Here is a 12,169-nt window from a genome sequence, read left to right as displayed (position 1 = left end):
CTACTCCTTCGAGCTGAGGCGCTCGTCCACGAGGCAGCGCAGGTTCTCGAGGTCCTCCTTCGAGAGCGCGCGATCCGAGACGAGTTGCGTGAGCAGCAGTTCTGGCGAGCCCTGGAACATCTTCTGCACCAGGCGGCGCACGGCGCTCGCGCCGGCGCAATCGCGCTCCACGAGCGGGTGGTAGCGGTAGGCCTTCCCCTCCTGCGTGTGGCCGACGTACCCCTTCTCCTCGAGCGTTCTGAGGATCGTGAGCACGGTCGTGTAGGCCAGATCGTCGCCGAGGCGTTCCTGAACCTCGGCTACGGTGGCGGCCCCCATCTCCCAGAGCACCGCCATGAGGTCGATCTCGCGACTGGTGAACCGGATCTCCATGTGCCTGATCCTTTCCGTCTCCGGAGTTCCAGCGTCGACGGCCCCTCGGGTGCGCGTGACGAACCCACGAACGGCAGCGTGGGCGGGCACCCGGGAGACACCTCCCCGGTAACCCTAGGCGCGGTGGCCCACGCTTGTCAACTAGGTTCGTAGTAGAACGCGCGAGGGGGAACCGTTCGGACATGTTGCGGAGATTGGGGCCGCGGGATCGCCGAAGCGTGGACCCGAGCGGCAGGACCTACATCTGATCTCGGGACCAGTTGTTCGCGAACCTTACGAACCAGGAGGCACCAGCCGACCGCAGAAAGCCGCGCGCCTCAGGCTGATCTCCCGGCCCATTCGGCGCGGAGAAGGCACCGGCCAGAACTCTGAGCTTCTCCGCGCTCAGCCTGTCCACCGCGACGGTTCGATTCGCGGCATCGATCAATTGGTCGATGGCGTCTTCCCGGCGGCCGGGGCCCAGGGCTGCCGCAAGAAACCAGTTGACCAGATATTGGTCGTTGTCCCCCCCACCCTCCGCGCAGCCCTCCAGTCGCTGCAGGCAAGTCTCGATCTCGCGTTGATCCTGATCGGTCAGCGCCAACAGTCCGTTCAGCGCCCACGCCTGCGGACTGAGAAGGTGTGCCCTCCCCTGATCGGGTCGGAGGAGCATTTGTTCCGTATACCCTCGGCAGCGCGCGGCATCTCCCTGGAAGAAAGCGCACAGGGCCTGGTTCAGCAGAGCGTAGACCCGATCTTCGACTGGGCTTTCCAGCGCTTCATCCAGATCGCGACAGCTGCGGAGGCGGACGAGCGCTGCGTCGAAGTCGCCGAGCTCCAGGAGCACTGCGCCGAGGTTGTTCAGGGTCGCGGATTCATGGCGATTCTGATCCGGCGGCTCCGGGAGCTTCTGCATTAGCTCGAGCGCGTCGCGGAGATGCGCACCGCGCATGGCGACCCAGCATTCTGCCGCCTCGACGGTTCTGCTGCCTTCGTAGCCCAGGCGGCCCAGAGCGTGGCGGTTGGTCTCGAGGAGTAGGCGGGCCTCGCTTCGCGTGCTCCGACGGCCGACTTGATTGAAGAGCAGCCGAAACGCGTCACACCAATTGCCGGCATAGGGTGTGTCATCCGCGACGAGTGAACAGAGCGTCCCGCGGATCGCATCGAACGCCGCGTCGCGCGTTCGGCGCGAGCCATTGTCCATCGCCTTGAGAACGGCGAGCTGGATCGTAATCGCACGGTCGAGTGCTTCGTTGGTGGTATGCTCGCGGGACTCGGCCAGACGCTGGCCGTGAATGCTGTGCGTGAACCGATCTCCGGACGCCACGGCCGCTCTCGCAAGTGCGAGGTGGACTCGACTGAGGTCGTTGCCGGTGCCGGCGAGGGCCGCGAGTTGGTGGAGTACGCCGGCGGCCCGGCGGAACCGGCCTCGCTGTAGCTCCGCCTCGGCGAGAAGGAAGCCGGCGCGCAACCGGTCGGAGCCGGCCGCGGCGCGCTCGAACGCCAGCGTCGCCGCCTGACCGGCGACCGGGGACCGGCCTCGGCGGAGAGCTTCGAAGGCTACATCGCACCCCAGGTCGAACACCCGGGAACTACGCCCGGCCGAGGCGAATTCGGAAGCGGCCGCCGCCCTCGCACCGAGGCCTCCCCTTTCCAGGACGCGGGCGGCTTCCAGATGGATTCCGGCCCTCTCCCCCTCCGCCAGGCTCCAGGTGAGCACCTGTCCGGCCAGCGGTCGGGTCAATTCCGCGGCACTGCGAAGCGAGCGAATCCAGCCCTTGGCCCTCAACTCCTCCAAGTCCGCGCGGCTCGAGCATTCGGCCACGATGGACTCGGCGTGAGCGCGCGCCGCAGGCGTGAGTAGCGCCAATGTGGCGGCAAGCTCTCGCTCCCCAGGCGAAAGTGGCTCCAGTTGGAGGTCGACCAGTGAACGAACCTCCGCCGACTGCTCGTAAGCCAGACGCCCACCATCGTTCCCGGCGCTGATTTCCGGGGGGTCGTATGCGACTCGGACCCACGCCTGGGCAATCGCGCGCGCCAGACTCGGGTTACCCCCGGCGAGCCTTGTGCTCGTGGCCGCCTGCCGGGGACTGCAGCCGCGATCGGCTCTGTAGACGAAGGCCGCGCACGTCTCATCGTCGAGTGGGTCGAAGGTAAGCACGACGTCTACCAGCCCGGCAGCCTCGGCCCGTCTGGCCACCGGGGCCTCGGATAGACCGATGACCAGCGCACGCGACAGGTCCGATGTCCGAAGCACGGAGTCCACCTTGAACCAGTCTTCGGTATCCGCCCGGAAAAAGATGAGTCGCAGCTTGCGAGGGTGTCGCTGCAATTCCCGGACCAGGTCCAGGGGCGTCTCTCGGGAATTGGACGGCAGCCATTGTACCAAGCCACCCGCGCTATCTACCACTCGGGCGAAGGCTCGCATGACCACCCTCTTGCCCATACCACGCTCTCCTACGAGCGCCACACGTACGGGAACCGGACCGGTGGCTCGCAGCAGTCCGCTCAACTGGCGAAATTCGGCGTCACGACCGGACAGAGCAGCTTCGGCAGGCTCGCGAACGACGAAACCCGTTGAGCCGTACCTCCCCTCCGCCCACTCGGCCAGTTCCGCCAGCCTCAGCGCGCTGCCGAGCCAACGGGCGTCACCGAGAGCCCGGTAGTGAGCGAGCGCCGAGGCATGGTCGCCCTTCATGCAGAGTCCGCGCATGAGGGCGCAGTGGGCCTCCTCGTCGAACTCGTTCTGCCGGACCAACCGGAGCGCGGCCAGGCACGTCTGGTCCCAGTCGCCCCTCTCCTCCGCCGCGTGCTGGGCGTTCTTGAGAGCCATCGCAACGAGAACGCGACAACGCTCTCGCTCGCTGTCCAGCCACCGGTCGAACTCCTCGGCACCGAGATTGAGCAGTTCGGAAGCGAACTCCCCACGGTAGAGTTCCATTACCGACTCGTGATCTCTGGCCTGGAACGCCCGTTCAAACTCGTCCAGTTCGTAGGAAATCCGGTTGGGTACGAGGCGAACCGTGTTTGTGTCGACCGCGACCAGCGGACCCAGACTGGACCGGATGTCATAGAGTGCCTGGCTGAGCGAATGTCGTGCCTTGCGGTCGTTACGGTCCCATAGCAGGTGAGCAAGCTCCTCCCGCATGTGCACCGTCCGGGCGTGCGCGACCAGGTAGAGCAACAGCCCGGTGTGCTTTCGGGATCGCAGCGGAATCCTGACACCACGTTTGTCCGAGGCCGTGACCTCCCCGAAACAGCGTAGCGTTAGCATGTCTTCCCTCCCCGACCGGATGACCTGGTGCCCGACGGTGGTGGCGGGCAACCATCCTAAAGGACAGGTGTCAACGAGCTATCAACACGTGCTGCGGCAACAGGATAGCAAGGGTTGTCAGAGCTCGTCGGGGGCGTGGAGGGCTTCGAGGATCGCCTCCTCGATCTCGTCGAGGAGGTCCGGCCATTCGAGTCGCTCGGTCTTGGTCACGGTGATGAAGTTCTCCACGATGAGTAGAGCCCGGATGCCGTCGACCTCGAACAGGCGCGCCGCGAGACGATCATCGGCGGCGGATTCGGGATCGAAGTAGCTTCGGCTGCCTTCGCCGGGGACGTCATGCTCGAGGACGAACTTCGCCGCGTGCGGGTTGGGTGTCCCCTCGACCGTGATCTGGATGTCGGATTCTGGCATCGGGTTCCGGCTGGTGTCCGCGGAGGTGATCCGCTTGAGTATCGTCGGCGCGGGCTCACTCGCAAGGGCCGCCGCCGCCGGACACGCCTTGCTTGAACGCGGGCCCCCGGGCACGATGAGTGCGGGGACCCGGCCACCTGGATAGTCGATGATCGCTCGCAGGAAGCCAACATTCGGTGTCGTCCTCCCGGTGGTGGCCGCGGGCGCGTTCGCGAGTCTACCCCCGCTGGCGGCACAATCGGCCCCTCCCGGGCCGCCCGTGGACCGCGTGCTCGCCTTCCCGGCTCCGGTGGGGGAGGAACGGCTGGATGTCGACCGCGGCGCCATGGGCGCCTGGCACCGCATCCGGAAGCTGGCCACCACCGCCAGCCTGCTCCACATCACGGCGCACCCCGACGACGAACATTCCGGTATGCTGACGCTGGCCAGCCGCGGGTGGGGGGCGCGCACCGCCCTCCTCAGCCTCAACCGCGGCGAGGCCGGGGCCAACGCCATCGGCCCGGAACTGTTCGACGCCCTTGGCCTCATCAGAACCCGCGAGTTGGTCCTCGCGGGGCGCTACTACGGCCTCGACGACCTCTACTTCACGACGGCGGTCGACTACGGCTACTCGAAGTCGGTGGGTGAGGCCTTCCGCAGCTGGGACCGCGAGGCCGTTCTCGAGGACATGGTCCGGGTCATCCGCCTCAACCGTCCGCTCGTGGTCGTGAGCCGATTTCACGGTTCGACGCGTGACGGACACGGCCACCACCACGCGGCGGGCCTGCTCACGCCGGAAGCTGTTGCGGCGGCGGCGGATCCGGCCCGCTTTCCGAGTCAGATCACCGAGGAGGGTCTCAGGCCGTGGAGAGTCCTGCGCACCTTCCGGGGAGGCGTGCGCGCGGACGAACCCTTCGACGTGGAAGTGGACGCCACCGGGGCCAGCCCGTGGCTGGGCGACACGTACCAGCGCTGGGCCAGCCGAGGGCTCGGCCTCCAGCGCTCCCAGACCGCCGGCCGCGTGCGCACCGGGGGCGGGCGCACCCGCTACGAGGGCGGAGACACCGGCGCGGCGGGAAGGGGCGGGGCTTCCTTCTTCGCCGATCTGGACACGAGCCTGAGCGGGCTGCACGTGCTCCTGGGAGAAGAGACGGCGCCCCGGACGGACTCGGCGCTCGCCGAGCTACAGGGACTCGTGGAGACGCTCGTGGCCGACTTCGACTTTCGGGCCCCGGAGCGCTCGGTTCCCGGCCTGGTGCGGGGCCTCGCGTTGTTGCGTTCGGCGCTTGGGGCCTCCGCCACCGCGCCCGAAGCCCGCTTTCATCTCTCGCTCAAGGAACGGCAGTTCGAGGGAGCCATTCTGGCAGCGAGAGGCATCGACATCACGGCCGAAGTGCCGGCTGCGGCAGCGACCGCCGTACTGGTCCCGGGACAGGCCACCACCGTTCAGGTATCGGTCGCCGCACCGAGAGCCGAGGACCTGTCGGTGTCCGCAGTTCAGCTCGCGGACCGCGACGGACGGGTGCTGGCCCGGACTTCTGATTTCACACCCGAGAGCGGTCAGGTATCAGCGGCCATGAGCCTGCGCGTGCCCGGGAGCGGCAGGGACGGCGCGACCGCCGCCGCGCGCCGTACTTCGGACGCGAAGGCCTGACCCGTAACCAGTACACGGTCACGGACTCGGCGGACATCCACCTGCCGTGGCGTCGGCCTGCGCTGTCCGCCACCGTCGAATTCTCCGTGGAGGGGCAGCGTGTCGCGCACACCGTCCCCTTGACGGCCCGGGTGCCCCGCCTTCCCTACGGAGCCGTGACGCGGGCTGTCGAGGTCCTGCCCGCATTGTCTGTGTCGTTGGAGCCTCGCGTCCGGATCGTGCCCGGCGACGGCTCGGGAGCCACGGGGACCGTGCGGGTGCGGATCAGTGCGAACTCCGGGCCTCTCGCGGTGGAGACCCGACTCGAGTTGCCGGACGGCTGGACGTCGACACCCGGCACCGTGCGCCACGAGTTCCGCGACGCCGGCGAGACCGTCGAAACATCGTTCGCCGCGACTCCGCCGCCCGGGTGGCGAGGTGAAGCGGAGATCCGGGCCGTGGCCCGCGTGCGGGCCGGCGCAAGCGAAGCGGACTATGGCGTGGGCTACCGGACCATCGAGCACCGTGATCTCCCGCTGGCGCGGCTCTGGGGTCCCGCGCTCACCGTGGTCCGGTCGGTCGCCGTAGATCCCCTGCACGGCGCCCGCATCGGCTACGTCATGGGTGTCGGTGACGAGGTTCCCGCAGCGATCGAGGCCCTGGGAGCCACTGTCGAACTCCTCGACGAAGACGCCCTCGCGAGGCTGGCGCCCGGCCCGGTGGACGGCGACGCGAACGCGGGGTTCGACGCGTTCGACGCGATTGTGGTCGGCACCCGGGCCTACGCCGTGAGGGCCGACCTCGTGGAGCACAACCAGCGTCTCCTGGATTTCGCGCGCCGGGGCGGACACCTGGTCGTGCTCTACCAGACCCAGGAGTATGTGCCGTCCTCCATGGCCCCGTACCCGGCGTCTCTCCCGAGGGGTGCGGAGGAGGTATCGGAGGAGGACGCCCCGGTCCGCCTGCTTCAGCCGGACCACCCCCTGATGACCACACCCAACCGCATCACCGAAGCCGACTTCGAGGGATGGGTCGAGCAGCGCGGCTCCAAGTTCTTCTCCGACTGGGATCCGGCCTATACCCCACTGGTGGAGACGCACGACGAGAACCAGGACCCGCAGGAAGGCGTGTGGCTCACCGCGGCGGCGGGAACCGGACGTTACACGTACCTGGCGCTCGCTCTCCACCGGCAGCTTCCGTACGGCGTCCCCGGCGCGTACCGCATCCTCTCCAACGTTCTGGCACCCCGGAGCGAGAGCCCGCCGGCGCCGGCCCGGGACCCCTGACGGGTGGCGCTGACTCCGCTCGACTGGATCGTCGTCGGCATCTACGGAGCCATCGTCCTCGCGATCGGATTCGGACTCGCGCGGCGCGCCGGGGGCAGCATGGAGGACTACTTCGTCGCCGGCCGTTCCCTCCCCTGGTGGCTGGCCGGGACGTCGATCGCCGCCACCTGGTTCGCGACCGACGCCCCGCTCGCCACCGCGGCGCTCGTGCGGCGGCAGGGTGTGTACGGGAACTGGCTGTGGTGGTACGAGGCGGCAGGGATCCTCATGCTCACCTTCTTCTACGCGCGCCTGTGGCGGCGGGCGGGCGTGCTCACCGACGCCGAGGTGATCGAGATCCGCTACGGGGGCGCCCCGGCGCGGGCCCTGCGCTGCTTCTCGGCGGTGTACCAGGGACTGCTCAAGAACGCGGTCGTCATGGGCTGGGTCATGCTCGCCATGGTGAAGTTCAGCCGCGTGCTCCTGGGCTGGGACCCCGCGGTGACGCTGGCGGTCTGCATCGGACTGGCGCTCGCCTACACCGTTGCTTCGGGACTGTGGGGGGTCGTGGTCACGGACCTGCTGCAGTTCGTGGCCGGCATGCTGGGTGCGACGACCCTGGCCGGGATCGTGCTCACCCGCTTCGGCGGCCCCTCGGCGATGGCGGAGGCCATCCGCGCCGTCCCGGGAGCGCCCCCGGGGGCCCTCGATCTGGTGCCCACCGCCGCCAACGCCTCGTCGCTCGAGATCGTGTCCTTCCTCTGCCTGATCCTGATTCTATGGCTGCGAAGCGGACAGGGAGACGGCTACGTGGCGCAGCGACTCTTCGCGACCCGAGACGAGCGGCAGGCCGTGAAAGCTTCACTCTGGTTCGCCTTCGCGGGAACGGTGCTGCTCACCTGGCCCTGGATCGTGGTGGGACTCGGGTCTCTCCTCGTCTTCCCGCCCGGGGCCATGGACCCGCTGCTGGCCGCCGACCCCGAGCTCGCGTACCCGATGATGATCCGCGAACTCATGCCGGCCGGGCTGAGGGGACTGATGGTCGCCACCTTCCTGGCCGCCTTCATGAGTACGATGGACACGCACCTCTGCTGGGGCGCGTCGTACATGGTCAACGACGTCTACCGGCGCTTTCTGCGGCCGGACCGCTCGGAACGGCACTACGTCGCGGCTTCCCGGATCGCCGTCGTGCTGCTGGCCGCGGTCGCCGCCGCCGTGGCCTGGCAGATGGACTCGATTCAGCGGGGCTGGATCTACATCATCGAACTGACGGCGGGGGTCGCGCTCGTGTGGCTGCTCCGCTGGTACTGGTGGCGCGTGAACGCCTGGGCGGAGATCGCGGCGATGGCCGGGTCGGTGCTCCTGGCCAACGGTCGGGTCCTGCTGGCCGCGATCGAGCCGGTCCTGCCCGCGTCGATGATCCGCGCCGCCGACGGCTTCTACGCGCCGGAAATGGACCTTGTCCGGGGAGTGATCATCCTGGTCGCATGCACCGCGCTGTGGCTGGCCGTCGTACTGGCCACCCGGCCCGAGTCGGACGAAGTGCTCGACGGCTTCTACCGCCGCGTGCACCCGGGCGGCTGGTGGGGCCGGGTGGCCGAGCGCACCGGCGTGACCACGGCTGACCCGCCCGCGAGCCGCATGTGGCCGGGTTTCCTGCTCGGCGCGCTTTTCGTCTACGCGAGCCTCCTCGGCCTTGGGTACGTGCTCACCGGCCGGGCCGCCATGGGCGTGCTCCTCCTCGCAGTGTCGTTCGGCGCGGGGGCGATCACCGTGCGCCTCGCGCACACGAACACCCCTTCGACGCCGGCAGGAGTGTCGCCGTGAGCGGAGGAGTGAGGATCGTCCTCGTCGGGGCGGGTAGCCGCGAGTTCGGCCCCGCGTCGATACGGGACCTGCTCCTGAGCGACGCCCTCTGCGACCGCGGCCTCGACATCGTTCTCGTCGACATCGACCCATCGGAGTTGCCCCGGACCCAGGCATACGCGGAGTCGGTGGCCGTGCGGCTCGGGCGCTCCGTTTCGCTGTCGGCGACCACGGATCTCGCCGAGGCGCTCCCCGGCGCCCACGCCGTGGTCATGGCCATCGAAATCCGCCGCTACTTTTACTGGGCCCAGGACTTCCACGTCCCCCGCACCTTCGGCTCCTCGCAGATCTACGGCGAGAACGGGGGGGCGGGCGGTCTCTTCCACGCACTCCGAAACATGAGTCCCTCGCTGGATGTCGCGCGGGCGATGGAGACGCACTGCCCCGACGCGTGGCTCGTCAACTACACGAACCCGCTCACGAAACTCTGCGAGGCGCAAAGCCGGCTCTCGTCGGCGCGCGTGGTGGGACTCTGCCACGGCGTGTTCCATGGCACCGAGCAGATGGCCCATCTCCTCGAACTCCCGGCGGAGCGGCTCGAAGCCCGGGCCAGCGGGCTCAACCACTTCTCCTGGTTCGAGTCCGTCCGGGACCGGGAGACGGGGGACGACCTCTATCCCGAGCTCGAGAGGCGGGAGCGGAAGGCGCACTGGCTGCACGACTGGGATGAGATCGCGCTGAGCCGGATCCTGTTTCGGGTGTTCGGCCGATACCCAAGTCCCGGGACGAACCACATCGGCGAGTATCTGGGGTGGGCGCAGGAATTCCTGGGCAGCAGCCTCCTCCAGTTCTTCTACGACCCCGTGCAGGGCACGCCGTGGGAAGCGGGGGAGGCGCCGACCTGGATCTACAACCTCGGCGACCACCCCACCGATGTGCCCGCGTTTCCGGACTCGCCGCTGCACCGGGTGAAGCCCGGGAAGGAGGACGAGGCGGGCGACGGGCTGGTCCCTTCCGGCGAACTCGGGATCCCCCTCCTCGAGGGAGTGCTGTGCGGTATCGACACGCGCCTCGCCGCGGTGAACGTACCGAACGCCGGATACGTGCCCGGCCTGCCCGACGGCGCTGTGGTCGAAGTCCCGGCTCGTGCCGACAGCCGGGGTCTCCATCCCGCCACCATGGCACCTCTCCCGGAGGGGATCCTCGGGCTCCTGAGGACACAGACGACGATCAACCGGCTGCTTGTCGACGCGTTCGCCCAGGGTTCGCGCCGGACTCTGCTCCAGGCACTGCTGCTGGACCCCACGACGCACTCATATCGCGCCGCGGTTCAAACGATCAACGAAATGTTCCGGCTGCAGAGCGATGTTCTGCCCGACATGGAGTGGTAGCGCCTGGTGCCGCCGGGGCGAGCGGGTTGTCGGGGTCGGGCCTCCTACCAATTGTAAGCGGTCCACGCGGCGCATTCGGAGACCGGGCAGGCGAGTCGGACGCGGAAGGGCGAATCGTCGGACCGCGGTGCCGGGTGCTGCTCGACGCAGCGCACCATGCGGGTTTGGCACCGGGGGCACTCCGGTTCACCTCCCGGGCCGGCGTGCTTGCGGTCGTGCCGTTCAAGGGTTTCACCCGTCTCGAAGTCGAGGAGGGGTCCCGGGGCCGGGGATGACTGCGGCGGCTCGTTCATGGAAAGGAAGGATATTCTGGATCACCACGGAACGGCCAGTGCGGCCCGCGTTGCCGGCGTTACCGGCGTTACCGGCGTAGCGGGTCTCCCGCTCGACGACCGCATCGATGAACTCAGGCGGCAGTTTCCAATCCTCTCCGGCAAGGCCTACCTGAACTCCAACTCCCTCGGCGCTCTCTCTCTCCGCTCGATCGAGGAACGGCGGCGCTTCGAAGAACTCTGGAACGAAATGGGGGCCGGCGCGTGGTATGAGATCTGGGTCGCCAAGCTCGACGAAGTTCGGGCTTCGTTCGGTCGCACGATCGGAGCCGGCCCGGACACGATCGCGCTGATGTCGAGCGTCTCGGCCGCCGTCGCCGTCATATGGGGGGCCGTGGCGGCAAGTGCCCGGGCCAGCGGACGGAACAGAGTCGTGCTCACCGAACTCGACTTTCCGACCGTGGGCCACCACTTCCTGTCCCAGCGCGTGAACGGTCTCGAGGTCGAGATCGTTTCGAGCCCGGACGGAATCCACGTCCCGCTCGAGGCGATCCGGGATGCCGTCGACGAGCGCACCGCCCTCCTCGCGACCTCCCACGTCTTCTTCACCAGCGGCAACACCCAGGACGCTGCCGAACTCACCCGGATAGCCCACGATGCCGGTTCGTTCATTTTACTGGACGCATACCAATCAAATGGACAAGTGGAGATCGACGTCCCGGCGCTGGGGGTGGACTTCCTGGTGGGCGGGGCGCTCAAGTGGCTCTGCGGCGGACCCGGTATGGCGTACCTCCACGTGAACCCGGACGTCCGTATCGACCCGGTCACGCTCTCATGGTTCGGTGTTGAGAACCAGTTTTTCTTCGACATCCGGGATGCGACGCCCCGCTCCGACGCGCGTCGGTTCGAGCTGGGGACGCCGGCCACGGGTGTCGCCTACACGGCCGCCGGAGGGTTGTCGGTGGTTCTGGACTGCGGCATCGCGGCGATCGAACGTCGCAACCGAAGGTTGGCAGAAGATCTGAGAGACAGAATCTCGGACCTGGGCTACACGCTCCACCAGGCGGCTGATCCCGCCGCCCGGTCTGCCCTCGTCCTCTTCCGGCACCAGGACGCGGCGGCGGCGGTACGCCACCTGGCTGCGCGGGACGTGATCGTCGACCACCGCGGGCCCCTCGTCCGGTTTTCCCCCCATTTCTACAACACGATCGAGGACAACGAGCGCGCCGTGGCGGCGCTGGCCCAGACCTAGAGACTCCGGCGTGCTCGCTTTCGGGACCCTTACGATAAGCGGCAAAGCGAGCTAGTAGAGCAGACGGGCAAAGCGAACGACAAGACAGAGGGAGACGGAAGAATGGAAGATCTCACCACCGCAGTCGAGGTGTTCGTTTCGATCAATCTCATCGCCCTGGGGCTGTCGTACATGCTCCGGCCCGAAGCCTGGAAGGAGCTCCTGTCGCGCATTCAGTCCAGGGGCCCGTCGGGCAGTTTCGGTTTCGCCTTTCTCGCGCTGGGGCTGGGGTCGTTCATCGTGGCCTTCCACAACGTGTGGGGCGGCGTCCCGACGATCGTCACGGTTTATGGCTGGGGGGCTCTCGTGAAGGGTGCGCTCTACCTGCTGTTCCCGGGATTCGGCTTGAAGCGCATTGCGATGGCTCTCGGCATGGGGGCGGGGCTGTGGAGGACCGCGGGCGCGCTCGCAATGGTGCTGGGAATCGTTGTCCTGCGCTACGCCCTCCAAGCCTAGCAACCCACGGAGGACATGGCACCGCTGCCGGGCGGCGCGC

At 68.1% G+C, this 12,169-nt stretch carries 9 protein-coding genes; 6 read left to right on the top strand and 3 right to left on the bottom strand.

Going from position 1 to position 12,169, the window contains the following annotated elements; all coding sequences use genetic code 11:
* From ACN9M6_RS09895 to ACN9M6_RS09885, 3 genes are all read right to left on the bottom strand, one after another.
* The gene (locus ACN9M6_RS09895) at positions 1–372 is read right to left on the bottom strand and encodes a BlaI/MecI/CopY family transcriptional regulator (RefSeq protein ID WP_419162764.1); all 372 of its coding nucleotides are present in this window, start codon (positions 370–372) and stop codon (positions 1–3) included.
* Positions 373–610: 238 nt separating this feature from the next.
* Positions 611–3,625: a BTAD domain-containing putative transcriptional regulator gene (locus ACN9M6_RS09890; protein WP_419162763.1), complete on the bottom strand. Its 3,015-nt coding sequence runs from the start codon at positions 3,623–3,625 to the stop codon at positions 611–613.
* A 117-nt stretch (positions 3,626–3,742) separates the two neighbouring features.
* Positions 3,743–4,036: a NifU N-terminal domain-containing protein gene (locus ACN9M6_RS09885; RefSeq protein ID WP_419162762.1), complete on the bottom strand. Its 294-nt coding sequence runs from the start codon at positions 4,034–4,036 to the stop codon at positions 3,743–3,745.
* A gap of 148 nt (positions 4,037–4,184) precedes the next feature.
* Between ACN9M6_RS09885 and ACN9M6_RS09880 the strand changes: the two genes are divergently transcribed.
* From ACN9M6_RS09880 to ACN9M6_RS09855, 6 genes are all read left to right on the top strand, one after another.
* The gene (locus ACN9M6_RS09880; RefSeq protein WP_419162761.1) at positions 4,185–5,669 is read left to right on the top strand and encodes a PIG-L family deacetylase; all 1,485 of its coding nucleotides are present in this window, start codon (positions 4,185–4,187) and stop codon (positions 5,667–5,669) included.
* Between the two features lie 86 nt (positions 5,670–5,755).
* On the top strand, positions 5,756–6,934 hold the full coding sequence (locus tag ACN9M6_RS09875; RefSeq protein WP_419162760.1) for a hypothetical protein: 1,179 nt from the start codon (positions 5,756–5,758) through the stop codon (positions 6,932–6,934).
* Between the two features lie 3 nt (positions 6,935–6,937).
* On the top strand, positions 6,938–8,740 hold the full coding sequence (locus tag ACN9M6_RS09870; RefSeq protein WP_419162759.1) for a sodium:solute symporter family protein: 1,803 nt from the start codon (positions 6,938–6,940) through the stop codon (positions 8,738–8,740).
* Entirely contained in the window at positions 8,737–10,110 is a 1,374-nt protein-coding gene (locus tag ACN9M6_RS09865; protein ID WP_419162758.1) for an alpha-galactosidase, read from the top strand. Before ACN9M6_RS09870 ends, ACN9M6_RS09865 begins: the two co-directional genes overlap by 4 nt.
* A 291-nt stretch (positions 10,111–10,401) precedes the next feature.
* Positions 10,402–11,634 carry an aminotransferase class V-fold PLP-dependent enzyme gene (locus ACN9M6_RS09860; RefSeq protein ID WP_419162757.1) on the top strand — a complete coding sequence of 411 codons (1,233 nt, stop codon included), beginning with the start codon at positions 10,402–10,404 and terminating at the stop codon, positions 11,632–11,634.
* A 102-nt stretch (positions 11,635–11,736) separates the two neighbouring features.
* The gene (locus tag ACN9M6_RS09855) at positions 11,737–12,129 is read left to right on the top strand and encodes a hypothetical protein (protein ID WP_419162756.1); all 393 of its coding nucleotides are present in this window, start codon (positions 11,737–11,739) and stop codon (positions 12,127–12,129) included.
* Positions 12,130–12,169: the final 40 nt, after the last annotated feature.

This window comes from Candidatus Palauibacter sp. (assembly GCF_965197445.1).
Lineage (GTDB): Bacteria > Gemmatimonadota > Gemmatimonadetes > Palauibacterales > Palauibacteraceae > Palauibacter.
This window is presented reverse-complemented; position numbering and strand designations above follow the sequence as displayed.

Bases quoted from the DNA above. Each gene is read 5' to 3' on its own strand.
- ACN9M6_RS09885 (WP_419162762.1), bottom strand. From the start codon at position 4,036: ATGCCAGAATCCGACATCCAGATCACGGTCGAGGGGACACCCAACCCG.
- ACN9M6_RS09880 (WP_419162761.1), top strand. From the start codon at position 4,185: ATGATCGCTCGCAGGAAGCCAACATTCGGTGTCGTCCTCCCGGTGGTG.
- ACN9M6_RS09890 (WP_419162763.1), bottom strand. From the start codon at position 3,625: ATGCTAACGCTACGCTGTTTCGGGGAGGTCACGGCCTCGGACAAACGT.
- ACN9M6_RS09860 (WP_419162757.1), top strand. From the start codon at position 10,402: ATGGAAAGGAAGGATATTCTGGATCACCACGGAACGGCCAGTGCGGCC.
- ACN9M6_RS09895 (WP_419162764.1), bottom strand. From the start codon at position 372: ATGGAGATCCGGTTCACCAGTCGCGAGATCGACCTCATGGCGGTGCTC.
- ACN9M6_RS09855 (WP_419162756.1), top strand. From the start codon at position 11,737: ATGGAAGATCTCACCACCGCAGTCGAGGTGTTCGTTTCGATCAATCTC.